The organism is Streptomyces sp. NPDC050485 (genome assembly GCF_044458185.1).
Taxonomy (GTDB): domain Bacteria; phylum Actinomycetota; class Actinomycetes; order Streptomycetales; family Streptomycetaceae; genus Streptomyces.
In genome coordinates this window covers 533,176-558,044 of record NZ_JBITHR010000004.1, presented here as the reverse complement: position 1 = coordinate 558,044, position 24,869 = coordinate 533,176, and the positions used below count along the sequence as shown (strand labels likewise).

The window sequence follows — 24,869 nt, the reverse complement described above, 5'->3', positions numbered from 1 at the left end:
GACCAACATCCCGCCCGGGGTCACGCATCGGGAGAAGCGGCGTCTGGCCTTGGACATGCTCGACACCCTCGCCGACTGGGGGATGACGCCGCCGGCGGTGGTGGCCGATGCCGCTTACGGCACCAACGGACACCTGCGGGCGGCACTCAACGACCGCCAACTCGCCTACGTGCTCGCCATCCGGGCCGATGTGACGGCCCACCCGTTCGACGCGAAGCCTGAGGCCCCGGCCCGCAACGGGCCCATCGGTTGCCGGCCCCAGCCCCGCTACCGCCACCGGGCCCCCTCAGTGGCGGCCCTTGCCGCGGGACTCGAGCGAGAGGCCTACACCACCCTCACCTGGCGGCAAGGCTCGCGAGGAGAGTTACGCTCCCGCTTCGCTGCCGCACGTGTGCGTCCGGCAGGCAAAGCCGTCCAGCGCCCGATCAAAGCCGCAGCCTCGGCCGAACAAGGCTGGTGGGACGGGGTCCTGCCCGACTGCTGGCTGCTGGTCGAATGGCCCGAAGACGCCGAGGCTCCCACCGACTACTGGCTGTCCAACCTGCCGGCCAACACCCCGATGGCCGACCTGGTCCGGCTGGCCAAGGTCCGCTGGCGCATCGAGCACGACTACCGCGAACTCAAACACGGCCTGGGCCTGGACCACTTCGAAGGCCGTTCCTGGCCCGGCTGGCACCACCACGTCACCCTCGTCACCGCCGCCCACGCCTTCCTCACCGAACAACGCCTGTCCCCAAAAGCCCCCGGGCCAGCCTCACCCTCTATCAGGTCCTCGACACCCTCCAGAACACCCTGAGGTGCTGGACCGGCATCTGCACCACCTGCCAACAACCCCTGCCCAGCAGGACCCCAAGATCGAGACAGACCTAACGGAGTCCTACTAGGGACCGACCGGCTCCACTGCGGCCGCCTGACGACGGCTGGCCATTCAGGCAGACCTGCCCCAATCACACCCCAACCACCCACCCAGCACCACAAGTTGACAACACCCTTGGAAGCGCTGCACAACAACGCCCGGCGGACGGCACCGCCCTGGCGGAACTGCTGACCGCCCACCACGGGCCCGATCCGCTCCCGGACACCAACGCCGTCCGGGACCGGATCACCCAGGGCTGGCGCACCCTGACACTCTGACCACTGGATCACCGCCTGACCGGACGCCACCATGCCTGCGCCCCCATCGCCGCCAACACCATGCGAGGCGCCACCCGCTCAAGGACTGCCGACGCCCCCTCACTCAGAAAGAGCCGTACCCGTCCAAGGCCGGCCCTCCGGCGCCGTGCAGCCGTGCTACTCAAAACCAGGCCGAGAAACCGCCACGGACGCAGCGCGAGAGCATGGGGTGTCCGCGGCATCGCGGGATACCGCACGGGACGTCGACCGCACCAAGCGCCGACCGCGCCGCGGAGCACCATCGACCGGCGCTCGTTCTCCGGTTCCAGCACGACCCTCCCGGCTTCGGCACCAGGCGCTCCCACGGCGTGGCACTCGTCCACGATGACCAGCCCGTACCCGTCGAGGAGGGCGTCGGGGGCATCCCGGTGGGAAAGGGTCTGACGCATGATCAGATCGATGGTGTGGGTGCGGCGGTCCTTACCGCCGCCGAGCGAGCCGACCTGCCGGTCGCGAAGGTCAAGGAAGGCGGCCAGATCGCGCGGGACACCGTGCAGGGGCGGCGCAATCAGGCTGCCGAACCGGAAGCTGCCCTTGGCCTTGGTGGGCAGGAAGTCCTGGGCGGGGAAGAGCCGGTCGTAACTGGACAGTGCCGTCTGCCCGCAGGCATCGATCGCACGCCGCACCAGGGCCATGCCCAGCGCACGGGCGGTGGACGCGGCGACGGGCGCGGTGAAGAACGTCCACACGTGCCACCGGCCCCGGAGCGGCAGATCTCCAGCAGGGCGGGCACGCCCGCCTCATGGCAGACGGCGACGTAAGCGGCGGCATCGCCACGCCAGTCGCCGCTGTCCTTGCCGTCGAAGTCGCAGGCGATGAGGCGGCAGGTGTCGTCGGCCGGCAGCGGGTATAAACCGATGTGCACTGCGGCCCTGCCGGGACGGATCGAGATGGCCATAGACGGTCTCGTCGGTCAGCGGCCAGAACACCCGGTCCGCCTCGTCCTTGTTCCCGTCGAGCGGATTCTCCTCAGCCGGACTCCACCCCGGTCCGGCCGGCCTTGGAACTGACCCACCGGCGGGGGCTCAGTACCGGCCGGCGAGCTCCTTGACCCGGTCGAGCGGCGTGCCGACGAGCTCGGCCTCAAAGCTCTTCCACTCGGTCGGGATCCCCAGCGAACTCAGCCCCGCCAACGCGACACGCAGCTCCGGCAGCGTATTCATGGGCGGCTGCAACGGCTCGCCGGAATGCACAGGTTGCGCTGTCAGGCGTTCCGCTCCTCGGTCACTCCGCCTTACGCCAGCCACGGTACCGCTGCCGCCCGTGCCACAACTGGTCATCCCCCGCACACACCCGCCCCCACTCTTCGTCAAACAGACCTGCGCGCCGGTCGGCCCACCACTCAACGCGCCCCTCCGCACTGGGGGCACCTGGGGGCGCTCCGGCTACTGGGGAGTCACATCTTTCGATTCCGCATCTGCCATCCAAGACCGCGAAACTCCCATGTAGATGCTGGATCAAAAGGCTGTTAGAGTCCGCATGCGCTGCTCGGGACAGGGTGGCGAGAAGGTCGATCCCAGGCCTTGGTCTGCCCCTGAGCGGCGTACATCCGCGAGGCAGGCAGCCGTTGTGATGCCGTGTCAATTCCGCACCCACGCGCCCCCTTCCGGATACCACTCCGTGCCGCGCCATGCCGCCTTCAACACCTGTCGCTTATCACCCGTCAGATGGGGAGATCCACATGAACAGAGGACTTGTGCGCCGCTTCGCCGCAGGCAGGACGCTGCTCCTGGGTGCCGTACTGGCCCTGGCAGTGCCGGGAACCGCCTACGCCAACACCGTGAGCGTCACGGTGAAGACCCCCGGGGCCACCAGCGGACCCAGCACCATCGACTCCGAGATATCGACCCACGCGGACTGCGCCAGTGGCCTCATCTCCGGCGGCGGGATCAACCAGGCCATCGGTACCGGCACGGGGGTGAACGGCAACCACGTGATGGGCACCGCGCCCAGCCCCGACGGCACCACCGAGTACACCGGTACCACCGGGGTCGTCGGCACCGACGTGACGCACTGGCTGGGCATCGGCGGAAGCGCGGGCCAGACCAACGCCTCCTTCTCCACCACCCCGTACGCGATGTGCTTCGCCAGCAACCTGATCAACCACACCCAGGTCGTCATGAACAAGATCAACGCGCCCACCACCGCGGCGACGGTGGGCGTCGTCACGGCGACCTGTCCGGCCAACACGCGCCTGATCGGCGGCGGCGCCCGGACCACCCCGGCCAGTGTGGGCAACTTCAAGGTGATCGGCAGCTTCCCCACCTTCAACGACTCCGCACACGACTTCGGCAAGAAGGCCGCGGCCGACGGGGACTCCAACCCCGACTCCTGGACCGCCGTCGGGTGGGACAACGGCACGGGCAACATGAGCAACGAGACCTACGCCTACGCGATGTGCAGCGGAACCGGCATCAATGTCAGCGGCGCCACGGTGAAGGTCCGCTACAGCGAGGTGAGCGGCCCGACCACCGGGAGCACCGGCCAGACGGCGACCGTCGGCTGCGGCACGGGTGACGGGAATCTGGTCTCCGGCGGCGCCGCGATCAGCGGCGGCAGCGTGACGACCACCGACTTCACCGGCCCGGGTTCGGGCGGCGACCACCTCAACGGCAGCTTCCCCAGCACCTCCGGCGGCACCCCGGTCGGCGACGGGACCACCTCGGCGGCGTACTGGACGGCCGCCACCCACACCGGCGGCCAGGCCTCGGCCGGTACCTCCTCCGACGTCTGGGCGCTGTGCGCCAACGACGGCGTCTGAGACAGCGGTTCGGGACAACCAGCCGTGCGCACGCACACAGGAGAGAGAATCTGATGAGAGCGAAACTCAGGCAGGGCTCCGTCACGGGCAAGGCGTTGATCATGGCCGCCCTGCTGGCCGTGGCGGTGCCGGGAACCGCGTACGCCAAGACCGTTGGCGTCACCGTCACCACCCCTGGGGCCACCATCGGCCCCGCGACCCCCTTCACCGGGGTCTCCTCGCATGCGGACTGCGCCGGCGGCCTCATCTCCGGCGGCGGGGCCGACCAGGCCATCGGGAACGACCAGAGCTCCAACGGCAACCATGTGATGGGCATGGCGCCCAGTGCCGACGGCACCACCGAGTACACCGACACCCCCGGGATCGTCGGCACCGACGCCACGCACTGGCTGGCGTTCGGCGGAAGCGGGAGCCACAGCAGCCCCTCCTTCTCCACCACCCCTTACGCGATGTGCCTCCACAGCAACCTGATCAGGCACACCCAGGTGGTCATGAACAAGATCACCGGACCCACCAGCGGGCTGTCGGACCGCCTCGTGACGGCGACCTGCCCGGATGACACGGTGCTGATCGGTGGCGGCGCCCGGACCACCCCGGCCAGCGTCGGCAGCCTCAAGCCGATCGCCAGCTTCCCCACCTTCAACGACGCCGAGCACCACTTCGGCAAGATAGCCGCGGACGACGGCGAGACCGACCCCGACTCCTGGACGGCGGTCGGAGGGATCGGCGGCGGACGCGACCAGAACAACATGACCTACGCCTACGCAATCTGCAGTGGGGCCGACATCAACGTCAAGCACGTCTCCACGACGGTCCACTTCAGCGAGGTGAGCGGCCCGAACACGGCCGCCACGGGACAGAAGGTGACGGCGGGCTGCTCCCGTGAGGACGGGGACGGCGAACTGGTCAGCGGGGGCGCCGCCATCAGCGGAGGCAACGTGAACACGACCGACTTCACCAAGGCGGGTTCGGGCGGCCCCCACCTCAACGGCAGCTACCCCAGCAACGCCACCGGCACCCCGGCCAGCGACAGCAGCTCCAGCCCGGCGTACTGGACCGCCGCCGCCCACAGCGGAGGATCACCCGCCCCCAACAGCTACACCGACGTCTGGGCACTGTGCCTGGACGTCCAGCACGGGCACGACCGGTAGTTCCCCAGAGTGGACCCGCCTGACGGGGGAAGGCCCGAACGTCACCTCCGGGGCCGACCTCCGTCCGCGGTGTCTCGAATGGGTCGCGGCCGTGCAGCTCGGGCGAGTCGGTGGGGAATCCCAACCCCAACTGGCCACTCCTCCGCCCGCCCAGCCCCACCACCAGGGCCGAAGCCGCCCACACCCGCTACCAACGACTGCCGCCACCCACCGCAGAACACACCAGTCATCACCCCGACGACATAGGACTTCGGTTTACGTCCGGCAAGTAGCCCGCCGGCACGTCCTAGAAGTCAGGGGTTAACCCCACCCCGAGGACGCCGGGTCGCTCCAGTGCACAGGGGCGTGTGCACAGGCGAGTGTGTATGCATGGCAGACACACCCGGTGGGACCGAGATCGCGGAGTTGGCCGCGCTCAAGGCGTTGGCGCAGCCGCGGCGGCAGCAGATTCTTCAGCAGCTGACCCTGCACGGCCCGGCGACCTCGGCGATCCTCGCCCGTGCCCTCGGTCTGAACACCGGGGCCACCAGCTATCACCTGCGCGAACTGGCTCGATACGGGTTCGTGGAGGACACCGAGGGGGAGAGTCCGCGCCGGGAACGCTGGTGGCGGGCCGTGCCCGGGGACCGGAGGTTCCCGCCGCGCAGTCGCCAGACCCCCGAGATGCGGCTCGTCATGGACGAACTGAACCACTACGCCTACGCCGCCGACGTCGAGCTCTTCGAGCAGGCCCAACGGGCGGGCACCACGGACGACTTCGCCTATTCGCGCAGCGACATCCGGCTCACCGAGGCCGAACTCGCCGAGTTCTTCGAGGAGTACATCGCCCTCCTCAACCCATACAAGCGCCCCGAGGGCCGGACCCCGGCCGGTGCCCGCACCGTGCACACCCGGCTGATGGCCTTCCCCACCCCTGCCCCCGCTGCTGCGGCTCCTGAGGGCGCGTCATGATGTTGCGCTACGCACTGCAGACCATCCGAGACCGCAAGGGCGGGTTCCTCGGTACCTTCGTCGCGCTGATGTGTGCCGCAGCCCTGATCACAGCCTGCGGAACACTCCTGGAGACCGGGCTGCGCGGGAGGATCGCCACCGAGCGCTACGCCGCCGCGCCCCTGATCGTCTCCGCGGACCAGAACGTCCACGAGACCACGGTCACGGAGAAGAAGGGCAAGACCAAGATCAAGCACAAGGCCAAGCCGGTCGCCGAGCGCGCCTGGCTGCCGGAGCAGACTCTGCGGACGGTCCGCGAGGTGCCCGGGGTCAAGGCCGAGATACCCGAACTCACCTTTGAGACACAGGCGTTGATCCCCGCAGGCGCGGGCGGCGGTGCGCCTCGGGCGTCCTACGGCCACAGTTGGGAGTCCGCCCCGCTCACCCCGTTCTCCCTCACCCAGGGACAGGCGCCCAAGAACTCCGGCGACCTCGTCATCGATCAGGCCCTCGCCGCCCGCGCGCACCTCGCCCCCGGAGACCGGCTCACCGTCCAGTCCACCCAGGCCCCGCGCACGTACACCATCACCGGCATCGCCACCCCGACCGGCGGCCGGCTCCCCCGGCAGACGGCGCTCTTCTTCTCCCCAGCCGAGGCCACCCGTCTCGCAGACCGGCCGGGACAGCTCTCCGCCATCGGTATCGTCCCCGAAAAGGGGCGTAGAGGAAGGGAAGTTGGCCGATTCCCTCCGCAAGGCGCTCGCCGGGACCGCGGCCGGGACCGCGCAAGTCTCCGGTGGGGAGGAGCGAGGGCCGGTCGAGTTCCTGGACGCCGCCGGGGCCCGTGCCAAGCTGGTCTCCATGGGCGGCGCCATCGACGGCACCTCGCTGCTCGTCGCGATCCTGGTAGTGGTCGGCACCTTCGCCCTCTCCATCCAGCAGCGCCACCGCGAACTCGCCCTGCTCCGCGCCATCGCCGCCACCCCCAGACAGGTCCGCAAACTGATCGGCCGCGAGGCACTCCTGGTCGGTGTGGTCGCGGGCGCGCTCGGCTCGCTCGCCGGGCTGCCGCTCGGCGCCTGGCTGCACGGACGCTTCGTCGAGATGGGTGCCATCCCGGCCACCCTGGAGCGCTCGGTCAGCGTCTTCCCGATGTTCGCCGCCCTCGCCGCGACCGTCTTCGGAGCCTGGGGCGCCGCCCGTATCTCCGCCCGCCGCATCTCGCGGATCCGGCCCGCCGATGCGATGGCCGAATCATCCGTCGAGCGGAGCCGTCCCTGGGGCCGCGTCCTCGCCGGTCTCGCCCTGCTCGCCGCCGGCGCGGTCCTCATCGCCGTCCTCAGCGGGCTGCACACCGAACCCGCCTCAACCCCCCTCACGCTCCTGGCCGTTGTGGTCCTCGCCACCTCCGTTTCCCTGCTCGGCCCCGTCATTGTCAAGGCGGCCGCAGTGCTGCTCGCCGGACCGCTCCGGCTCGGCGGCTCCGGTGGCAAGCTCGCCACCGCAAACCTCCGCGGCAACGCGGCGCGGATGGCCGCGGCCGTCACCCCGCTCACCCTGCTCATCGGCATGACCTGCACGATCCTGTTCGTCCAGCCCACCCTCGGCGACGCGGCCCGGGCCCAGGCCCGCGACGGCATCCACGCCGACTGGGTCCTTGTCGCGCATGGCCCCGGCGTCCCCGGGGAGGCCGCGCGCCGGATGCGTACGGCCGAAGGGGTCCTGGCCGCCACCGAGGTCGTCCGCACCACGGTCCGCGTCGGCCTCGACAAGTACACCGCGCAAGGGGTCACGCCCGCCGGGCTCGACCGCACCTGGGACCCGGACGTCACCAGAGGGAGCATCCAGCGCTTCACCGCGGACAACACCGCCGCACGCAACGCCGTCGCCGTGAGCGAACTGGCCGCCGACCAGCTGGGCCTCCATCCCGGCAGCACGCTCCAACTCACCCTCGGTGACGGGACGCCCGCCACGTTCACCGTCGCGGCCGTGTACGCACGCGGGCTCGGGTTCGGCGATCTGACCCTCCCGCACGACCTCCTCGCACACCACATGGACAACCCCCTCGCCTCCACCGTCCTCGTCGCGACCGACAAGGAAGCCAAATCGGCCAGCCCGCCCGGCAAGTCCATTACGCACAGTGAACTCGTCGGGCTCGTCAAGGAGTTCCCCGGGGTTTCCGTCGTCACCTCTTCGAGTGCCGACAAGGTCCGGGCTCACACACAGCGGTCCAGCTCCGAAGCCGACTACCTGGCCATGGGCCTTGTCCTGGCCTTCACCGCCATCGCGGTCGTCAACACGCTCGCCATGTCGGTCTCCGAGCGGTTCCGTGAGTTCGCGATGCTGCGGCTCGCTGGCGCCACCCGCCGTCAGGTCCTGCGCATGCTGCGGATCGAGGCCCTGTCCGTGCTGCTGATCGCGGCGGTGCTCGGCTCCGGCATCTCCCTCGCCGTCCTCACCGCCTTCAGCGTCGGCATGACCGGCAGCGCCACCCCGACCGTGCTCCCCCTGGCGTACACGGCAGTCGTGGGCGCCGCCGGGCTGCTCGCCCTGGTCGCCACCGCGCTGCCCGGCCGGATGGCGCTGAAGGTCAACGCGGTGGAGGTCGCCACCGCCAAGCAATAGCGCTGGCAGCCCGCAGGGGCTGCCAGTCACTCGGCCCAGGCCTTGACCGGCAGCCCTTCGCCACGCCGGGCCCGGAAACCACCGATCAGGTCGCACAACGGGCCGCGGCGCACCGGGGGCAGGTCGTTTGGGTGACGGCGTTGTGGATGACGTCGCGCTTCACGTCGCACCCGGCCCGCTTCGGCGTCCGGGGCCGACCGGTCCGCACGCAGTTCGGCGTGAACGCGGGCAACCGGACCCACCAGTTGCACCAGTTGCAGCCCACGGGCCGCCCCCATCGAGCAGTGCGAGGCCCGCAGTGCGAGGGGCGTCCAGGCCGTGTGTAAGCGCACTCCACGCACAGTCCGCGCCACCCTGAACATCCCCGTCGTCCATGGTGCGGCCACCTCTCCCGGCGGCCCGCGCGGTTGGTGTCCGCCGTGCGGCGGGCAGCGGGGTGGGGGCGAGCGTGGCGGTTCGGGGCGCTGATCCGGACGGCGGTGAGCGGGTGGGGCCTTCGCCACACCAGCGGCCGACGCAGGCATAAGCAGGGCGGCGGTGCAGCCGGGCCACCCGTCCCCGCGCCAAGTCGCACCCTTGCTTCTGGAGTACGTCGCAGACCGCGACAACATAAGCACCGCCACCAACCGGGCATCCTGCTGGCTCCGAACAGGCCACCGGGCATGCCAGCCAGCTCGCCCCGACCGCCTGTCGGCGCTCATGGGCGAGATCGGCGCCCCGGTCACCGCCCTCCGACAGCAACCCCTTGACCGCCCGATCGCCTCGTCAGCGCCGGAGGCCGCGGCCCCGGGGCCCTCAACGACGCCTTGGACCTCGCCGCCCAGAAGGCCACCCACCTGCTCGGCCAGTAGTGCACCAACCAACATGGTCCGGGTGCCAGCGCGACGTTGCGGCATTTTCACCCTGATCTACACCCTCGCCCCGGCCACAGGAGCATGTCTGAAAGATCGCGTAAGTCCGTGAGGCGACAGGCTGGCCGGGGTCCCCATATGGCCTTGACCAGCCGGGGCGGACGGAACATGAACGACAACGAGATCCCGGCCGTCGAGGCGGTCGAGTCGGTCGAGGACAAGGGGGTGGACGAGGGGGCGGTCGAGGACAAGCTGGTGGACGCGGTCGTCGAGCGGCTGATGGACCGCGCCGACGCCTCAGGTGCGGCCCTACTGGGCGAGGGCGGCCTGCTCACAGAGCTTCACCCGGGTCGTGCTGGAACGGGCCCTGGACGCGGAGATGACCGAGCACCTCGGTTGCGAGAAGCACGGTCCGGCGAGCTGCGGCTCGGGCAACAGTCGCACACAGCACGTCGCCGAAGACGGTACTGACCGACGCCGGGGCCATCACGCCGGCGGTGCCGAGGGACCGCCGCAGGAGCTTCGAGCCGCAGGTGGCGCCCAAGCACGCAGTCGGCTCGCCGGGTCCAACGACTGGCTATGTCGGTGCGGTACATCCGCTCGCACCTGGCCGGCACGTACGGCGTCGAGGTCCCAGCGGACCCGATCTCCAGGGTCACCGACGAGCTCGACGCATGGCAGAACGGACAGCTGGACGCGGGGCGGTTTCCACGGTGGCTGCGACTCCTGGAAGGAGTCCGATCCATGCCAAAGCGGGACCCCCCGCCGCAGCCGCGGCGCTCCTTCTGGTCCTGCGCCGTGGCCAGGAGTGTGTCGTTGGCCGCCGTCATCATGGCGAGGTTGGAGGTGACACCCCCGGTGTAGTGGTCGCTTCCCAGTTGGGCGGCAATGCCGTGGGCGGCTCCGGACATGGCGCCGAGCCATTCCGCGAGCAGGGCGGCAAATCGAGCCCTCCGGTCGGCCTGTCATCGGGGGGGACGGCCGTGATCCCGCCGTCCAGGAAACGAGCCCCGCGCTCCTCGGCCCAGCGGGCGCGCTGCCGGGCCTGGGCGGGGGTGTTTGTGGTCAGGTTGGCCACGTCCTTGCCGTTCAGGTCGGCGGGGGCGCACTCCCCCGTCGGCGGCCAGGACGTTCACTTTTATGCGCCTCGGCGTACTCCCACAGGTTCTCAGCTGGATTCGGCGCGATCTGCCCCGGCAAGAAGCTTCACGCCCGCCGCCCGCCACCGCCGTCGGTACGGAGGGTGACCGGCTCGGCTCACCCGGCATCCGGCCACCCTCACGGAGGAGAAGCTGCTCCGCGAGGCCGTACACAGGTCGTGTAGCCGTTCTCCCGCACGGCACGCAGTGTCCTGTGACCGGCACGGGTGGATTCAGTCGGCGGCACCGTGAGATGACCGGAATGGCTCAACTGCGGATGTCACCGCGCGTCGATCGGCACAGTCTGGACGGATGCCTCCTCACCTGCGTATCCACCACGGCTGCCCCGACGCAGTCGACATCGCCGTCCTCACCGCGGTCCTGGCCGTACTCGCCAACGCAGTGGCCCAGCAGAGCGCCCCGAAGACCACGGTGCGCAGGGCGCACTGGGACCGCGCCTGGAACCGCTACGTACCCGCCACCTCATGGCGGACAGCACCCTGATCTCATCCCTGGAGAGGGGCAGTCCCGGGCCAGCCACGCGGTACTGCCACGGATGGCCCTCGTGGCAGGCATGTGCCACAGACCGCGGTCACGTCGGCCGATTAAGGTCCCGCGCGGTGCCGGGCGGGTCCCGGGGTGGAGGGCGTCGCCCTGGGTGCTGCCAGGCCGGAGGTGCGGTTGTCACCGTTGACGAGCCATGGTCTCAGGTGCGCGGTGTGGTGTGGGTTACGGTCACCGCGCGGCGCAGGGCCCGAGCCAGGGTGACGGCATCACCGACGAGGCGATCAGAGCCTGGGCGTCGCTGTCCGCGGCGGCCCTGAGAGCCTGGTGGTGGAGATGGTCGAGGGTGCTGGACGCGCGACGTTGCGCCGGGCGGTCCTCGTAGAGGTCGTGAGCGAGTTGGTCGAGGTCGTCGTGCGGCTGGCTGTGCGGGCGGCCCGCCGGCAGCTGAGCGCGACCATCATTGCCGCGTATCGCTTGGGTGAGCCGGTCACCTCTACCGCCGCCCGGACAGGTGAACAGCCGTACCAGGTAGGGCGCGGCGGGCGAAGGTCCGCAGGGTGCCAGGTCGACGTTCTCGTGTGCCGCTGGGGCGCACACCTATTCCGGAGCTGTGGGCGGGATCAACGTGCCGCCGAGGCTCGGGCGGGTGAACCAACTCCGCAGAAAACTAGATGAGTTGACCGGGCACCTGCCCGCGGCGAAGGAGCGCGTGGTCCGTACGCGGATCACGCGGGAGTCTGTGGGGCCGCATCTCTATGGCCTTCACGACGTGCATGGCACCGCCGCGGTAGGGCGGCTTCGGCCTGGCGCCGATCGTCCGTGGTCACGGTCCGGAGGCGAGGGCGAGGACGGTGTTGTGGCCGCCGAAGCCGAGGGAATGACTCAGGGCCAGTCTGAGGTTCTGTGGGCGGACCTGGCCTGTGACGAGGTCGAGGCCGTCGGTTGTCTCGTCGGGTTCGGTGAAGTTGGCGGTAGGTGGCGCTGTTTGGTGTTCGAGGGATGCGATGGTGAGCCCTGCCTCGATGGCGCCGGCGGCTCCCATGCTGTGGCCTAGCACACCTTTGGCCGAGGTGACGGAAGGCGTGCGGGACGTGAACAGCGCGCGGATGACGGCGGCTTCGGTCTGGTCGTTGAGGAGCGTACTGGTGCCATGGGCGTTGATGTGGTCGACGTCGGCGGTGGTCGCGTCGGCGGCGCGGAGTGTCTGGAGGATGGCGCGGCGCAGCCCGAGGCCTTCAGGGTGGGGGGTAGTGGCGTGGTGGGCATCGCTGGTGGTGGCGTGGCCGACGAGGTGGGCGCGGGGTGGTGCCTGGCGAGCCGCGGCGTGGCCGGTGCGTTCGAGGATGAGCACGGCTGCGCCTTCGCCGAGGACGAAGCCGTCGCGGTGTCGGTCGAAGGGACGTGAGGCATGTGCGGGGTCGTCGGTACGCCGGGACAGGGCACCCATCTTCGCGAAGGCGGCGGCACAGAGCGGGGTGGTCATGGCATCGCATCCGGCGGCCAGCGCGATGTCACACAGGCCGGCGTCGATGAGGAGGCTGGCGGTGATGATGGCGCTGGCTCCGGAGGAGCAGGCGGTGGATGTCTGGAGGGCCGGCCCGGTGATGCCGAGCGCCAGAGTGAGGTGGCCGGCCGCCATGTTCGGAAGGTAGCCGGTGAGGGTGAGCGGAGACAGGCTCTGGGCGCCGTGGTCGAGGAGTCTGCGGTGCTGGGTTTCGAGAGTTGAGATCCCTCCGGCGGCCGAGCCGACGACCAGGGCGATACGGGCGGGGTCCCAGTCGGTGGGATCGAGGCGGGCCGAGCGTACGGCTTCGGTGGCTGCGGCGAGCAGGAGTTGGGTGGAGCGGTCGTAGCGCCACAGCTGGTGTGTGCCGGGCAGGGCTTCGGCGCCGAAGCCGGGGACGCGGCAGGAGAAGTCGACGGGCAGGCCCTGGAGTTCGGGGTCGGTGTGTGCGGTGGAGCGTCCGTTGCACACTGCCTTCCAGGTGGCTTCGGCCCCGATGCCACCAGGTGTCACCAGGCCGATGCCGGTGACGGCGATGGCGCTGGTCATTGGATGGCCTCGGGCCCTGCGGTGGACTGCTGTCGGCCGAGGAGGGTGGTAACGCTTCGGGCGACTTCTTCGACCGTGCGGTCGGGGGTGGCTTCGCTGTCGTCCATGGGTACGCCCCAGTGGTCTTGGAGTGTGACGTAGAGCTCGACGGCCGCCAGGGAGTCCAGTTCGAGGTCGGCGAGGGTGGCGGTGGGGACGGCCCGCTCGGCGGGCACGTCGAATTTGGTGGTGAGGAGGGTGGTGAGGTGGGTCAGGACGGTGTCCATCACTGGCTCCTTGCGAGGTGAGGGGTGGTGGGGATAGTCATGAGGAGGGGATCGGCCGGAGCGGTGCAGGGGGTGGCGGCCGGCCAGGTGAGGGCGATGGAGGCCCAGGTGAGGCCGCCGCCGAACGCGGTGAGGACGGTGCGGTCGCCGGGGCGGAGGGCGTGGTGGGTGGCCGGGTCGGCCAGGACCAGGGGGATGGAGGCCGCGGCGGTGTTGCCGAGGCGGCGGATGTTTCCGAAGCGGTGTTCCGGCGGCAGGCCGAGGCGGTCGGCGACGGAGTCGAGGATGCGTTGGTTGGCCTGGTGGCCGATGAAGGCGCGTGTCGTGTCGGGGGCCCAGCCCGCGGTGGTCAGGACCTGCTGGGCGGAGCACGTCATGTGGCGTACGGCGTGGGCGTAGACCTCGCGGCCGCGCATGTGGAAGTAGTGGCTGTCGGGTCCGGGCGGGGGTTGGTGGTGAGGGTGGCGGGAGCCGCCTGCGGGGATGGTGATCAGGTCGTGGTTGCCGCCGTCGGATCCGAGGTCGGCGGCGAGGATCGCGCCTGGTGTGTCCGGGGTGCCCCGGCTCAGGACGGCGGCGCCGGCACCGTCGCCGAAGAGGGCAGCGGTTTCGCGGTCGCGGGGGTTGATGATCGCGGAGTAGGTGTCGGCGCCGATGACCAGGCAGGTCCGGCACAGGCCGCCGCGGATCGTGGCGGTGGCGGTGGCCAGGGCGTACAGGAAGCCGGAGCAGACGGCGGCGAGGTCGAAGGCGGGTACCGAGCCCAGGCCCAGGCGGTGGGCGACCCAGGGCGCGGTGGCCGGGCAGGGGTGGTCGGGGGTGGAGGTGGCCAGAACGACGAGGTCCACCGCAGAGATTCCGGCCGACGCAAGGGCGGCGGCTCCGGCGGCGGTGGCCAGGTCGCTGGTGGCCTGACCGGGCGCGATGCGCCGGCGATGGACGATGCCGGTGCGGGTACGGATCCAGTCGTCGCTGGTGGACAGGGCGCCGGCGGTGATGATGTCGTCGTTGCTGAGGGTGTGGTCGGGCAGGCAGGAGCCAATGCCGGTGACCACCGCGGTGGAGTCGTCGAAGCGCATGGGTGTCTCCGGGGCGGAAGGATCAGGCGACGAGCGGGGACGGCGACTTGGGGATACGGCCAGGCCCCCGTCGGGGACGGAGAGACCTCCGTCCAGGACGAGAGCATGGCCGGTGAGGGACGCGGCGGCGGGACCGGCGAGGAAGAGCGCTGCGTGGGCGACCTCTTCGGGCTTCGCCCAGCGGCCGAGCGGAACGTGGGCCATCAGCCAGCCGGAGAGCGGCCCCGTCGCCGCCGCGAACTCGGTCATGCCGGTGCGCGTCCAGCCGGGGCACAGAGCGTTCACGCTGATCCCTTAGCGAGCCCAGCCGACGGCGAGGGTGCGGGCCAGTGAGATCTGGGCGGCCTTCGAGGCGGCGTACGCCTCCGTCATGGGGGTGCGTACGTGCGGAGAGGGCGAGGCCGCAGCCCGCCTCGGCGAGGGCCAGGGCAGTGGCCTTGCCGATCCCGCGGGAGGCCCCGGTGACCAGGGCACGTGCCCCGTCGATGCGGAAGGGGTCCAGGGCGCCGGGCGAGGTGGTCATGCTGAGTGCCTTTCTCGTTCGGGCAGGGCGCTTCGGGTGGGGGCGATCCGGACGGCGGGGGCACCGCTCCAGGTGAGCAGGGCACTGCCCCAGGTCATGCCGGCGCCGAAGACCGTGATCAGGACGCGGTCGCCGGGGCCGAGGGTGTGGCGTGCCGTGGCCGCGGCCAGGGCGTAAGGAGCGCTGGCCGCGCCGATGTTGCCGACCTCGTCCCCGACAATGACGAGGATGCGCTCGTCACAGCCGAGTTCCCGGCCCAGGCGGTGCAACAGGACCGGGTTGGGCTGGTGGGCGATGAGGCAGTCGATGTCGCTCAGGGACAGGCTGTTGCGGGTGAGGGATTCGTGGACCAGCCGAGGGAAGGTGGCGCTGATGAAGCGGCTGACGGCCCGTCCGTCCATCTGGATGAAGTGGCCCTTGGCGGCCAGGGTGACGGTGTCGGCGGGGCGCCGACTGCCGCCGGCGGGGATGAGGACCGTGTCGGCGAGGGTGCCGTCGGATCCGAAGTCGAAGTCCTGGAAGCCTTCTTCGTCACCGACCGGGCCGAGGACCGCGGCTGCCGCTCCGTCGGCGAAGAGCACGGAGGTGGCCCGGTCGGTGGGGTCGAGGAACTTCGAGTACGCCTCGGCGCCGACCACGGCCGCGTAGCGTGGTGTGCGGTCCGCGCGCAGCCAGTCGTGGGCGACTTTGATGGCGAACAGCCAGCCGGAGCAGGCCGCGCCGACGTCGAGGGCCACCGCATGCTCGGCTTTCAGGAGGGCCTGCACCCGGCAGGCGGTGGAGGGGCCCAGTTCGTCGGGGGTGGAGGTGGCGCAGATCAGCAGGCTGATGTCGGCCGCGTCGATACCGGCCGCGGTGGCGGCGGCCCGTACGGCACAGGCGGCGAGATCGGAGGCGGCCTCGTCGGGCGCGGCGACGTGCCGTGTGCGTACCCCGGTGCGTTCGCGGATCCATTCGGCGGTCACCCCGGTCTGGCGGGCGACCTCCTCGTTGGAGCGGATGCGCCGGGGCAGGTAGCTGCCCATGCCGCGAATGCCGATGGGCCGGCCGGACGAGAAGCGGTTCATGAGGTGGCACCGTGCTTCCAGTTCAGGGTCCGGTCGAGGGCCTCGCCGTAGTTCTCGGCGCCCAGGGGGGCGCGGACGACGTCGGGCGGAAGGGCGAAGGCGTCCTCCAGCCAGGGGAGATGGGGCAGGACCGCGTCGCACAGCCGGTCGGTGATCTCGGACAGCGCATCCAGATCGGTGGGAGCCAGGGTGCCTGCGGCGATCAGGGATCCGGCGTGGCGGCGGGCAGCCAGGACGCCGTGCAGCGCGGCGAGCGGCTCCAGGGCGGTGCGGGTACCGGCGTCGGTGACCGCGGTGAGGGCGCGGACGACGTCATCGGCTGCCAGGCGGGCGGCATAGGCGGCTCCGAGTTCGGCGGCTTCGTCCAGCAGCGGATTCCACACCGCGAAGCTGCCTTTGGAGTGGTGGCCTGCCCCGGCCAGCGTGTCGCAGCGCCCCTTCAGCCGGTGGGCGAGCCGATCGGTGTGCTGGAGCATCAAGTCCGGCCACCACTGCGGATGTTGGGCCGACGGCAGGGGCGGTGTGGCTGCTGGAACCGGGCCGGATACTTCGTCGGCGAGGGCACGGCCGAGGTCGTAGTAGATCAACTGGCTGTCTCCGCCGGCCGGTTCGAAGGCCTGCAGGAATCCGTGATAGGCGGCGAGACGGTTGGTGTCCAGCAAGCCCGCGAAACCGCAGTGTCGTTGGCAGAGGGTGATGATCCGGGCCGCTTCGCGGATGCTGTGGGCCTTGTAGGCGGACAGTGGCCTGTTCACCGCCGTCCAGGGGGCGAAGGCCATGGTGTCGCCGCCCTCGGTCGGGCCGCCTTCGGTCGGGCCGGACAGGGAGGTGGCCCAGAGGTCCAGGGCGCGGGCAGCGGCACAGGTCAGGGCAAAGGCGTCGGCCATCGCGCCCAGCACCGCGTGCTGTTGGCTGCGGTACTCCAGGAGGGGCGTACCGGGTGCGAGCCGGCCCTGGGTGCGGCGCCCGCGTGCGTAGCGGGCGGCGAGCACCCCGGCCTGCCGGGCGAGGGCGGCGGCTGCCCCCGGCAGAGTGCCCCACAAACCCTGCCCCACGCACAGGGTGCGCTGCAGGCGCCGGTCCGGGGAGCCGAGCGGATCGTGGAAGACACCGTCCGGGGCGAGGGTGGCGTCGTCGCGCAGCCAGTGCTCCCACGGCAGCCGTACGTCGTTGAATCGGACCAGGGCGTAGTCGAGGGGCAGCGCGCTCAGCTCCACCGGGCCGGTCATCTCCACGCCGGGCAGCAGGCCGGACTCGTCGCTGAGGTCCGCCACGAACGGGAAGACGCCGCAGTCGTTCCCCGCCACGATCAAGCGGGCCAGTACGACGCCGGTGCGCGGGACGCCGTGTGCGGCCACGCTGGAGAACTTGGCCGCCTCCGGGTCGGGCGTGGTCAGGATGAACTCACGGGTTTGCGGGTCGAACACGGCGCGGGTGCGGGTGGCCAGATGGCTGTTGGACTGTCCGATCTCAGTGATCAGGTAGGAGCACTTGGCGCGTGCTGACTCCAGTTGGTCGAGCTTCTTCTCCAGCGGGGCGTGGTCGGGGGCCAGGTGGGTCATGGATCCGAGGCCCAAGAGAGTGTGGTTGATGAGCGTCATGCACAGGGCGGGCTCGGCCGCGGCCGTCCAGGCGATGAGCGCGGCGAGCTGCTCGGGGGCCTGGAGCATGTGGCGGGCGCTGGGGAGGTTCTCGGACAGTCGGCGCAGACGGAGCGTCAGATGGGCATCCCTGCCTGCCGGGTCGGCGCCGACCGGTGCCGGGTCGTGACTCAGCGCCTGGCGGAGGGCTTCGACGAACGGGGGCGGACACGCCCCGTGCACCAGCGCGTGCAGCGGGGTGGGGACGGATGCGGGGCCGGCGGGCACGTGGGCCTCCAGGGCATGGATGGGGAGGGTGTTCACCATGAGAAGTCGGGGTCGGCCAGGGGGGCATGGACCGTGGCGGGATGGCCGGCCAGGATCCGGCGGGCGTTGCGGCTCAGGGCGCTTCCGGTGCCGGCTTCGAAGAGCTGGACGGTCTGGCCGGGCAGGGTGTGGCCGACGGCCAGGGTGATGGCGTCCGGTACATGAGCGGGAAGGACCAGGCAGTCGGCCAGCCGCGCGGGTACGTCCTCGCCCGGCGCGTAGCAACGGCGGGCGACCGCGGACAGCACCACGCAGTTCGTGGGCCGCACCGGGTGACGGCGGACCACCCGGGCGAACTGCCCCGCCTGCTGGCGCAGGGCAGGGTGGTGGGAGGAGAAGGGCAGCCGGAGCCGCACCGCCGGGATCTCCCGTTCGGCCGCGGTCTTCTCCATGAGCCGCAGCTGGCCGACAGGCCCGCTGACGACGGTTTCCTGCTCGTCGTTGACACAGGCCACGGCGATGTCCCGGGCGGCGGCGTGCGACAGTAAGTCATGGGCGGCGCTCTCGCCGCATCCCAGGAGCGTCAGACCTCCCGGGCAGCTGCTGGTCAGGATCCGGCCCAGTTCCCAGGCGATCTCGGCACCCCCGGTCAGATCGAAGGTACCCGCGGCGGTCAGCGCGGCGATTTCCCCGAAGCTGACGCCGACCATCGCGTCGGGTGGGCCGAAACTCTCACGCAAGGCCCCGTGCACAGCCAAAGACGCCCCGAACAGGGCGAGTTGCGCCACACCGGCCGGGGCCCGCGCCAGCTCACGCCCGCTGGGGGGCGCGGATCCCAACAGCCAGGGGGCCAGTAACGGCAGCCCATGCCGAGCCGAGACCAGGTCCACTTCCTCGAACACCTCGCGGGTGATCCCGCGCAACCGACCGCGCGCACGCAGCAGCGGCGACAGGGGGAAGTCGCCCTGCCCCGGGAAGAGATGAATGTCGCGGGGCACCGAGGCCGAGGGAGGACCTCCTTGAGAAACGCGGCTCGGCTTCATCGCCTTGCTGGGCGCCGTGAACCTGGGTGCGCGTCCCAAGGGGTCGGGCAGGTCGGTGCCGCGTTCGGTCCGGCCTGGCAGGCCGTTGTCCCGGTATCGCGTGCTGTACGCCGTCCCGGTGTTGCCGACCCGGGCCAACGGGGCCGCGGCCGTGCAGGGAAAGTCGTCGGTTGCGCGGGCAGCCTGCACGCCACCCCGGCCCCGAGGCACACGAGCCTCGGCCTCTGCGATAGCGCGCATGACATCACCTCGTCGTTGTCGCCGTGGGGGCGAAGTGGAGAAGAACAAGCACCGCAGGCACAACGGGCGCGCAGCCTGTCGTGCGACAGGGTGAGCCGGACAGACCGCCCGTCTGCCATGGCGTCTCAAAGTGGCCCGCAGCCCGGTCAGCAGCTTGAGCACGTACGCTTGGTGGACAGAGTCGAGCAGCGGCACGTCAGCGGCCTCGACGTCGAAAACACGGCGGAGCGCCAAGACGACCTCGGCCGCCATGTCCAGGTTCCGCACCAGATGGCCGCCGGAGGCCGCCGCTACCTCCTCGTTGCGGAAGGCGCGAATCTCGGCGGCCGGCGCGGGCACTGGGCCAGGACTGATGCGGCGGACGCCAGCGGGGGCGCCACTCAGATGCGGCAGGGGCGTGGGTGTCTGGGGCGTGATGACAGATGGCATGCGGGGCCAGCCTTGCTCCGGGCAGGATCATCCTGCGGGCGAGCGGGGCCTGCCCCAGCAGACCTCACAGTACGCATGGTCCGATCATCATTCTGTCGATCTGAAACCAGTAGGCGCACCGGCCGGCACTTGACGTGGACGTACGACTACGAAGTGCGCTCCGGCGCAGATGCCTACGGCAGGCTCAGCCACACCCCACCGCGCAGAGGTTCCACACCGTGACGGCTCACGGCGCACAGTGAGCGCGTCGTGCACCACGGCGCCAACCAACGCCGAACGCGGGTGGCAAGTCCGGCAGCTGCCGCTAACGCCCTTCCACAATTGGGGAGTTGCCGAGCGAGCGGTGGGCGGCATTGGCTTGCACTGCCCGCGCAGACAGACTGAGCAGGCGGCAAGACGGCAGCTCTTCAACATGCCGTGAGCGAGGGGAATGCAGGTGCCGCAGGACGAGATCACCGATGGGGTCCGGCTCCGGTGGGAATCCGACGAAGCAGCCACCATGTGGAGCGAGACCAACGAGGAATTGGGCACCATCCGGCACACGCAGGACGCGCGGACGACGCTCGTCGAGAGGAGCTCAACCTGCTGACCGCATCCTGTGCCATGTTGTGCATGATCGGGTGGCTCCAGCCAGAGCTACGAATGCTGAGGTGACCTCAGAGAGACACTCTCTTGAGGAACCGCCGGAGTCGACCGGCCGGTCACCGTACGTCCCCTCCCCCGGCTGCCGGTCGGAAGCCCTGCGTCATGCTTGAAGGGCCTACGGACCGACGAGCAACCACGTGACGAGCACCGCATCCATGTCCTGGTGATACCGGTACAGCACCGAGACACCGCGCCACCGCGTCTCCGAGCGCCCGCACGCAGAAGGCTGACCGGAAATCACGGGCCCGGACGGCGCACCGGATGCCAGTGAGCGACTGCTGCCACAGCTCACCGGCAGGAGACGGCTGGCGACAGCGCCCCAGTTCCGTCGTGGAGGCAGGCAGGGCGTGAAAGGCCATCCGACCTCCAAGCTCACGCCGACGGCTGCCGCCGAAGCGCGGCTCGACGGCCGGCCGAGGCTTTATGACGGGGCCGAACTGGTGGGTCCTGGACCCACTGCGGCATGTCCGGGACCTGCGGCGCCGCCCCCGTGGTCCGCTGAACCGCCACGTCAGCGACGGCGGTCGACGCGGCGTGTGCCACGGATCAAGAAAGGCGGACACGATGGCACAGCTCCCAGACGCCCACCGCAGCGACAGCCCGGGCCCCGGCCATGGCCGGGGCGCGACGAAAATCTGGCGCCTGCTGGCGGCCCGCCTGGCCGCGTGGGCGGGCAGAGCACGGCACCTGTGCTCGATGGCCGCGGCCCATCCGCCGCCGGGGCCCTTCCGTTCCGGCTGGTGGCGCAGTCCGCTCCGGGGCCCCTGGCTGACCTCGGTGTTCGCGCTGCCCCTCCTCGCTGGGATCACGGTGCTCGCCGGTACCGGGCTCTTGTCCTACAGCGCCTACAACCCGCAGTTCACGCTGAACGACCAGACACCCGATCACGGGATCCTCGGGTTCTATCTGTTCACCTGGCCAACCGATCCGTACTGGCTGTACCGGCTGAACCAGGGGGTGCACGTGACGCTCGGCGTTGCGCTGATCCCTGTGCTGCTGGCCAAGTTGTGGTCGGTGCTGCCGAAGCTCTTCGGCTGGCCGCCCGTGCGCTCGCCCGCGCACGCGCTGGAGCGCCTGTCTCTGCTGCTGCTGGTCGGCGGCGGCATCTTCGAGTTCGTCACCGGGGTTCTGAACATCCAGCTGTACTACGTCTTCCCCGGCTCGTTCTACCGGCTGCACTTTTATGGCGCATGGGTGTTCCTTGCCGCGTTCGCCGTCCATGTCGCCCTGAAGTTCCCCATCATGATCGCCGCGCTGCGCTCACGCAGGATGCGCACGGTCCTGGCCACAGACACCGCCCACACCCTGCCCGACGATGAGAACGGAACAGCGCAGGGCGCGGGGCAGAGTCCCACCGTCCCCGTGGCGACCACGTCACGGCGCGGGGCCATGGCCCTGACCGGCGCGGCATCGCTGACTCTGCTCATCGTCACGGCCGGGCAGAGCATCGGCGGGCCGTGGCGGTCAACAGCGGTCCTGGCCCCGCGCGGCCAGGACCCCGGGACCGGCCCCAACGGCTTCCAGATCAACAAGACCGCCCGGGCCGTCGGGGTGACGCCGGATCAGATCGGCCCCGCCTGGCGGCTGCGGCTGTCCGGTGGACCGGCCCCGGTGATCCTGACCCGGGCACAGCTCCTGGCCCTGGAGCAGCGGACGGCCGCGCTCCCGATCGCCTGCGTGGAGGGCTGGTCCACCGACGATCAGCAGTGGAGCGGCGTGCCGCTGGCGGCGCTCGCGGCGCTGGCCGGAGTGCCGGACGCATCCAGCGCCCTGGTCGAGTCCGTGCAACGTGCGGGATCCTTCCGCGCCGCCGTACTGGCCCGCAATCAAGTCCACCACCGGTTGTCGCTGCTCGCCCTGCGGGTCAACGGCGCCGACCTCTCCCCCGACCACGGCTTCCCCGCCCGAATCATCCTTCCCGCCGCCCCCGGGGTCCACAACACCAAGTGGGTCTCCTCCCTGACCTTCCGGACGTGACCGGTGAAACGCTTCCGCCAGTGGTACGGCTCCAGCCCGCTGCACCTGGTGGCTATGGCCGGCAGCTTCGCTCTTGCCTGGTACGCGGGCAGCCGCCTGCTCAGCGAGACCAGCTCCGCTGTGCGGGTGCTGATCTGGATCGCCGGCGCCGCCGTTGTGCACGACCTGGTCCTGTTCCCGCTCTACTCGACTGCGGACCGCGCTCTGCAGACCATCCTGCCGAAAAGACCTGCTCGGCGGCCGGCGTATATCAACTACCTCCGCTTCCCAGCTGCCCTGTCCGCCGTGCTGTTCGTCGTCTGGCTGCCACTGATCCTGAACCTGGTCGCCGCCTACCCCATCACGACCGCCCTCGACGAATCAGTGTTCCTGCCCCGGTGGATCCTGGTGACCGCCGCACTCTTCACGGCGTCGGCGCTGGTCCTTGCGGTGCGCCTGCTCGGTGCACGCTGCCGTGCGTTGCTGATCGAGCGCCGGGCCAGACGGCGGGCAGCCGACGACAGCAAGACACGGTGAAGCCCCCCGGCCCCACCCGCCAGCAGACCGGCCCGGGCACGGCTCAGATCGCCGCCGGGCGACTCTGGATCCCGCCGCATCGTGGTGGGTGAGTCACGCGGGCGAGCCGCATCTCACCGAGGCGCTGCCGGACAGCATGTTCCGTCTGCGGCACCGCGTCTTCCACGGGCGGTTGCACTGGCAGGTACACCCTCGTTACGGGCGGGAACGCGATCTCTTCGATGACGCCGTTCGACAAATCGGCCGACCTCATCGCTCAACTTGAGGACACACTATGACCACCGCCATCCCCAACGCCGCCCAGCCCGGGCCGACTTGGACCAAGTCGACGTACAGCAGCGACGGCGGGAACTTCATCGAGGCACCCCACGGCATCACCGACGCCACGCCCGTCCACGACTCGAAGAACCCCACCGGACCCGCCATCTGGCCGGCGGGGCTTCACGGGGTGGGTCCGCCAGCCGGGTTCCGTGCCGGACACCGCATCTCCCTTCACCCGCCCGACCAGCGGGAACGCACACCACAGCCATGAGGACGCGACAGCCATGCCTGAATTCGACACCTCCGAACCCATCTCCGTCACCCTCGAATTCAGTACTGCGGCACGTCACTTCCCGGATCGCGGAAAACGAGCAGCAGCTCACGTAGCTCGCCGAGCTCGGAATGGACTGGGCGGAGGAAGCCGGGTGACCTGGGCTGCGGAGAGTCGTTGAACCGGGGGCCAGGATGGAGTGCACGAAGGGTCCCGAGGTCTGACCAGCCCCGGGACCCGTGCGTCCGAGGACCAGCCGGACGGTACTCGCCGCTCGGCCCGCCCTGTCGGCGTGCCGGGCAGGCCTGGGTGGGTGCACCCGCGGCCCGGAAGTGCCTGTCAGCGGACCCGTTTTACACCACTTCCTGGACGCGCCCCCCAGCGTGGGCCTCATTCACCGGACATGAAGGTGCCGAGGCTTCTCGCCTTGCCTCGCCGCGTTCACGGCCACGCTGTCAGCCCGGTGACGGACACACATCCCATGCTGCTGCGCACAACCCCCGGACGTGCGGCAACCCCCTGCGCGGCAGGGGGTTGCGGGACAAAGTCAGCGGCTGCAGGGTCAGAGCAGCTTCTGCGGGGCCTGGTACTGGTCGACGGGCGCGACGTTGCACGAGGCCTTGGGGCCGCCGAGGCCGTGTCCGCCGATGCCCTCGCCTTCGGGCAGCGGGACCAGGCAGCGTGCGTCGACGTTGATGAGCGGGGCGCCGTAGGTGTTGAGGATGCCGCCCGCGTCGCCGGTGATGGCGGTGTCGCCGTTGCGGGTCCCGAAGTCCGTGGCACCGGTGCCGCTCACGGTCGTGCCCTGAGCGACGCGGGCGGCCCGGATGCTCTCGTGCGCGTTGGTGGGGATGTTCCGCGCCTGGGGCCCTGTGGTTTGCGCCGACGCGGGCACAGCAACGGCCATCGTTGCGGCAGTGGCGAAAACCGCCCCGGCCAGAACCTGCTTGATCACGGTTGTGCTCCCATTTCAATGGATCGATGAGGGTGCCAGACCCGCCATGCGGGCCTGCCACGCCTGTAACGAGAACCATTCAGAACACGTCACAAATTGCACCCATTCAGGCCAAACGAGCCAGGGGTGAGGCCCCGCAACAACCCTCCCAGGCGGCCTGCTTGGCGACGTCTTCTTCGCGATGCACTTCTTCGGCAGGTCGTGAACGGCAGCGTCCTGGCCTGCCTCGCCCCAGCGCCCATCTCGCGCTACCACTCCCGCCCGGACGACCCCCGACCGTCGCACAGCGACCGCATCCACTGCGACACGGCGCCGACAACACAACCGCACGCTGCACTTCATGTCCGCCCACTCCCAGCGCATGTGGCGCCCCCGCGAACCTACCGACGTACCGACGTACCGACGTACCGACGTACCGACGATGATCTTGTCGGCGTGCCGGGCGAGCTCACCGATGCCCGGGACGTCGACTGGTCGCAGCCCGCAAGGACGGGGCCTGACGCCCATTCCACGCGGACGAATAGCAGACGAATAGCGGACGAGTATCCGAACCCACCGAT

20 protein-coding genes and 4 pseudogenes are annotated in these 24,869 nt (G+C 70.4%); 12 read left to right on the top strand and 12 right to left on the bottom strand.

Going from position 1 to position 24,869, the window contains the following annotated elements:
- Nucleotides 1-796: IS701 family transposase (locus ACIBK6_RS11770; RefSeq protein ID WP_399050966.1), on the top strand; the 796-nt coding region annotated here is incomplete at its 5' end.
- 346 nt (nt 797-1,142) lie between these two features.
- Here the strand turns inward: ACIBK6_RS11770 and ACIBK6_RS11765 are convergent.
- Together ACIBK6_RS11765 and ACIBK6_RS11760 are read right to left on the bottom strand one after the other, a co-directional pair.
- Nucleotides 1,143-2,071: pseudogene (locus ACIBK6_RS11765) on the bottom strand (TOTE conflict system archaeo-eukaryotic primase domain-containing protein).
- A 127-nt stretch (nt 2,072-2,198) separates the two neighbouring features.
- Entirely contained in the window at nt 2,199-2,336 is a 138-nt protein-coding gene (locus tag ACIBK6_RS11760; RefSeq protein ID WP_399050965.1) for a hypothetical protein, read from the bottom strand.
- Between the two features lie 518 nt (nt 2,337-2,854).
- Between ACIBK6_RS11760 and ACIBK6_RS11755 the strand changes: the two genes are divergently transcribed.
- The 5 genes and pseudogenes from ACIBK6_RS11755 to ACIBK6_RS11735 all read left to right on the top strand — a co-directional run bounded on the left by ACIBK6_RS11755 (nt 2,855) and on the right by ACIBK6_RS11735 (nt 9,962).
- Nucleotides 2,855-3,934 carry a hypothetical protein gene (locus ACIBK6_RS11755; RefSeq protein ID WP_399050963.1) on the top strand — a complete coding sequence of 360 codons (1,080 nt, stop codon included), beginning with the start codon at nt 2,855-2,857 and terminating at the stop codon, nt 3,932-3,934.
- 53 nt (nt 3,935-3,987) lie between these two features.
- Nucleotides 3,988-5,085: a hypothetical protein gene (locus ACIBK6_RS11750; protein WP_399050962.1), complete on the top strand. Its 1,098-nt coding sequence runs from the start codon at nt 3,988-3,990 to the stop codon at nt 5,083-5,085.
- Nucleotides 5,086-5,454: 369 nt separating this feature from the next.
- Nucleotides 5,455-6,036, top strand: a complete 582-nt coding sequence (locus tag ACIBK6_RS11745) for an ArsR/SmtB family transcription factor (RefSeq protein ID WP_399050960.1) — start codon at nt 5,455-5,457, stop codon at nt 6,034-6,036.
- Nucleotides 6,033-8,640: pseudogene (locus tag ACIBK6_RS11740) on the top strand (FtsX-like permease family protein). The gene ACIBK6_RS11745 and the pseudogene ACIBK6_RS11740 overlap by 4 nt, the downstream one beginning before the upstream one ends.
- 1,019 nt (nt 8,641-9,659) lie before the next feature.
- On the top strand, nt 9,660-9,962 hold the full coding sequence (locus ACIBK6_RS11735; RefSeq protein WP_399050958.1) for a hypothetical protein: 303 nt from the start codon (nt 9,660-9,662) through the stop codon (nt 9,960-9,962).
- A 499-nt stretch (nt 9,963-10,461) separates the two neighbouring features.
- On the opposite strand, the pseudogene ACIBK6_RS11730 reads toward ACIBK6_RS11735, so the two are convergent.
- Nucleotides 10,462-10,596, bottom strand: a pseudogene (locus ACIBK6_RS11730) (NAD(P)-dependent oxidoreductase); the annotation flags it as partial.
- Between the two features lie 346 nt (nt 10,597-10,942).
- Here ACIBK6_RS11730 and ACIBK6_RS11725 point away from each other — a divergent pair.
- On the top strand, nt 10,943-11,134 hold the full coding sequence (locus ACIBK6_RS11725; RefSeq protein ID WP_399050956.1) for an acyl-CoA carboxylase subunit epsilon: 192 nt from the start codon (nt 10,943-10,945) through the stop codon (nt 11,132-11,134).
- Between the two features lie 231 nt (nt 11,135-11,365).
- On the opposite strand, the gene ACIBK6_RS11720 is transcribed toward ACIBK6_RS11725, so the two are convergent.
- From ACIBK6_RS11720 to ACIBK6_RS11685, 8 genes and pseudogenes are all read right to left on the bottom strand, one after another.
- Nucleotides 11,366-11,734, bottom strand: coding sequence for a hypothetical protein (locus ACIBK6_RS11720; RefSeq protein WP_399050954.1), 369 nt, complete (start codon nt 11,732-11,734; stop codon nt 11,366-11,368).
- Nucleotides 11,735-11,960: 226 nt separating this feature from the next.
- Complete coding sequence (locus tag ACIBK6_RS11715) at nt 11,961-13,190, bottom strand: beta-ketoacyl-[acyl-carrier-protein] synthase family protein (protein ID WP_399050952.1); 1,230 nt, start codon at nt 13,188-13,190, stop codon at nt 11,961-11,963.
- A complete protein-coding gene (locus ACIBK6_RS11710) occupies nt 13,187-13,456 on the bottom strand; it encodes an acyl carrier protein (RefSeq protein WP_399050951.1) in 270 nt (89 codons plus the stop codon). Before ACIBK6_RS11710 ends, ACIBK6_RS11715 begins: the two co-directional genes overlap by 4 nt.
- Nucleotides 13,456-14,820, bottom strand: coding sequence for a beta-ketoacyl-ACP synthase 3 (locus ACIBK6_RS11705; RefSeq protein WP_399050950.1), 1,365 nt, complete (start codon nt 14,818-14,820; stop codon nt 13,456-13,458). Before ACIBK6_RS11705 ends, ACIBK6_RS11710 begins: the two co-directional genes overlap by 1 nt.
- Before the next feature lie 234 nt (nt 14,821-15,054).
- Complete coding sequence (locus ACIBK6_RS11700; protein ID WP_399050948.1) at nt 15,055-16,125, bottom strand: 3-oxoacyl-ACP synthase III family protein; 1,071 nt, start codon at nt 16,123-16,125, stop codon at nt 15,055-15,057.
- Nucleotides 16,122-18,032: an acyl-CoA dehydrogenase gene (locus ACIBK6_RS11695; RefSeq protein WP_399050946.1), complete on the bottom strand. Its 1,911-nt coding sequence runs from the start codon at nt 18,030-18,032 to the stop codon at nt 16,122-16,124. The genes ACIBK6_RS11700 and ACIBK6_RS11695 overlap by 4 nt, the downstream gene beginning before the upstream one ends.
- The gene (locus tag ACIBK6_RS11690) at nt 18,026-19,255 is read right to left on the bottom strand and encodes an ACP S-malonyltransferase (RefSeq protein ID WP_399051016.1); all 1,230 of its coding nucleotides are present in this window, start codon (nt 19,253-19,255) and stop codon (nt 18,026-18,028) included. The genes ACIBK6_RS11695 and ACIBK6_RS11690 overlap by 7 nt, the downstream gene beginning before the upstream one ends.
- Nucleotides 19,256-19,390: 135 nt before the next feature.
- Nucleotides 19,391-19,684: pseudogene (locus ACIBK6_RS11685) on the bottom strand (1-deoxy-D-xylulose-5-phosphate synthase N-terminal domain-containing protein); the annotation flags it as partial.
- A 436-nt stretch (nt 19,685-20,120) separates the two neighbouring features.
- Here ACIBK6_RS11685 and ACIBK6_RS11680 point away from each other — a divergent pair.
- From ACIBK6_RS11680 to ACIBK6_RS11660, 5 genes are all read left to right on the top strand, one after another.
- Nucleotides 20,121-20,273, top strand: a complete 153-nt coding sequence (locus ACIBK6_RS11680) for a hypothetical protein (RefSeq protein WP_399050945.1) — start codon at nt 20,121-20,123, stop codon at nt 20,271-20,273.
- A gap of 752 nt (nt 20,274-21,025) precedes the next feature.
- A complete protein-coding gene (locus ACIBK6_RS11675; protein WP_399051014.1) occupies nt 21,026-22,306 on the top strand; it encodes a molybdopterin-dependent oxidoreductase in 1,281 nt (426 codons plus the stop codon).
- Nucleotides 22,307-22,309: 3 nt separating this feature from the next.
- A complete protein-coding gene (locus ACIBK6_RS11670) occupies nt 22,310-22,822 on the top strand; it encodes a hypothetical protein (RefSeq protein ID WP_399050943.1) in 513 nt (170 codons plus the stop codon).
- A gap of 136 nt (nt 22,823-22,958) precedes the next feature.
- The gene (locus ACIBK6_RS11665) at nt 22,959-23,087 is read left to right on the top strand and encodes an acyl-homoserine-lactone synthase (protein ID WP_399051012.1); all 129 of its coding nucleotides are present in this window, start codon (nt 22,959-22,961) and stop codon (nt 23,085-23,087) included.
- Nucleotides 23,088-23,096: 9 nt separating this feature from the next.
- The gene (locus tag ACIBK6_RS11660; protein ID WP_399050942.1) at nt 23,097-23,354 is read left to right on the top strand and encodes a DUF397 domain-containing protein; all 258 of its coding nucleotides are present in this window, start codon (nt 23,097-23,099) and stop codon (nt 23,352-23,354) included.
- A 562-nt stretch (nt 23,355-23,916) separates the two neighbouring features.
- On the opposite strand, the gene ACIBK6_RS11655 is transcribed toward ACIBK6_RS11660, so the two are convergent.
- Entirely contained in the window at nt 23,917-24,309 is a 393-nt protein-coding gene (locus ACIBK6_RS11655; RefSeq protein ID WP_399050941.1) for a hypothetical protein, read from the bottom strand.
- Nucleotides 24,310-24,869: the final 560 nt, after the last annotated feature.

What these genes read in the sequence shown, in the direction of transcription:
- ACIBK6_RS11690 (WP_399051016.1), bottom strand. Translation starts at nt 19,255, where the DNA reads ATGCGCGCTATCGCAGAGGCCGAGGCTCGTGTGCCTCGGGGCCGGGGT.
- ACIBK6_RS11675 (WP_399051014.1), top strand. Translation starts at nt 21,026, where the DNA reads ATGGCCGCGGCCCATCCGCCGCCGGGGCCCTTCCGTTCCGGCTGGTGG.
- ACIBK6_RS11665 (WP_399051012.1), top strand. Translation starts at nt 22,959, where the DNA reads ATGTTCCGTCTGCGGCACCGCGTCTTCCACGGGCGGTTGCACTGGCAG.
- ACIBK6_RS11725 (WP_399050956.1), top strand. Translation starts at nt 10,943, where the DNA reads ATGCCTCCTCACCTGCGTATCCACCACGGCTGCCCCGACGCAGTCGAC.
- ACIBK6_RS11745 (WP_399050960.1), top strand. Translation starts at nt 5,455, where the DNA reads ATGGCAGACACACCCGGTGGGACCGAGATCGCGGAGTTGGCCGCGCTC.
- ACIBK6_RS11735 (WP_399050958.1), top strand. Translation starts at nt 9,660, where the DNA reads ATGAACGACAACGAGATCCCGGCCGTCGAGGCGGTCGAGTCGGTCGAG.
- ACIBK6_RS11715 (WP_399050952.1), bottom strand. Translation starts at nt 13,190, where the DNA reads ATGACCAGCGCCATCGCCGTCACCGGCATCGGCCTGGTGACACCTGGT.
- ACIBK6_RS11760 (WP_399050965.1), bottom strand. Translation starts at nt 2,336, where the DNA reads ATGAATACGCTGCCGGAGCTGCGTGTCGCGTTGGCGGGGCTGAGTTCG.
- ACIBK6_RS11660 (WP_399050942.1), top strand. Translation starts at nt 23,097, where the DNA reads ATGACCACCGCCATCCCCAACGCCGCCCAGCCCGGGCCGACTTGGACC.
- ACIBK6_RS11755 (WP_399050963.1), top strand. Translation starts at nt 2,855, where the DNA reads ATGAACAGAGGACTTGTGCGCCGCTTCGCCGCAGGCAGGACGCTGCTC.
- ACIBK6_RS11695 (WP_399050946.1), bottom strand. Translation starts at nt 18,032, where the DNA reads ATGGTGAACACCCTCCCCATCCATGCCCTGGAGGCCCACGTGCCCGCC.
- ACIBK6_RS11750 (WP_399050962.1), top strand. Translation starts at nt 3,988, where the DNA reads ATGAGAGCGAAACTCAGGCAGGGCTCCGTCACGGGCAAGGCGTTGATC.
- ACIBK6_RS11710 (WP_399050951.1), bottom strand. Translation starts at nt 13,456, where the DNA reads ATGGACACCGTCCTGACCCACCTCACCACCCTCCTCACCACCAAATTC.
- ACIBK6_RS11700 (WP_399050948.1), bottom strand. Translation starts at nt 16,125, where the DNA reads ATGAACCGCTTCTCGTCCGGCCGGCCCATCGGCATTCGCGGCATGGGC.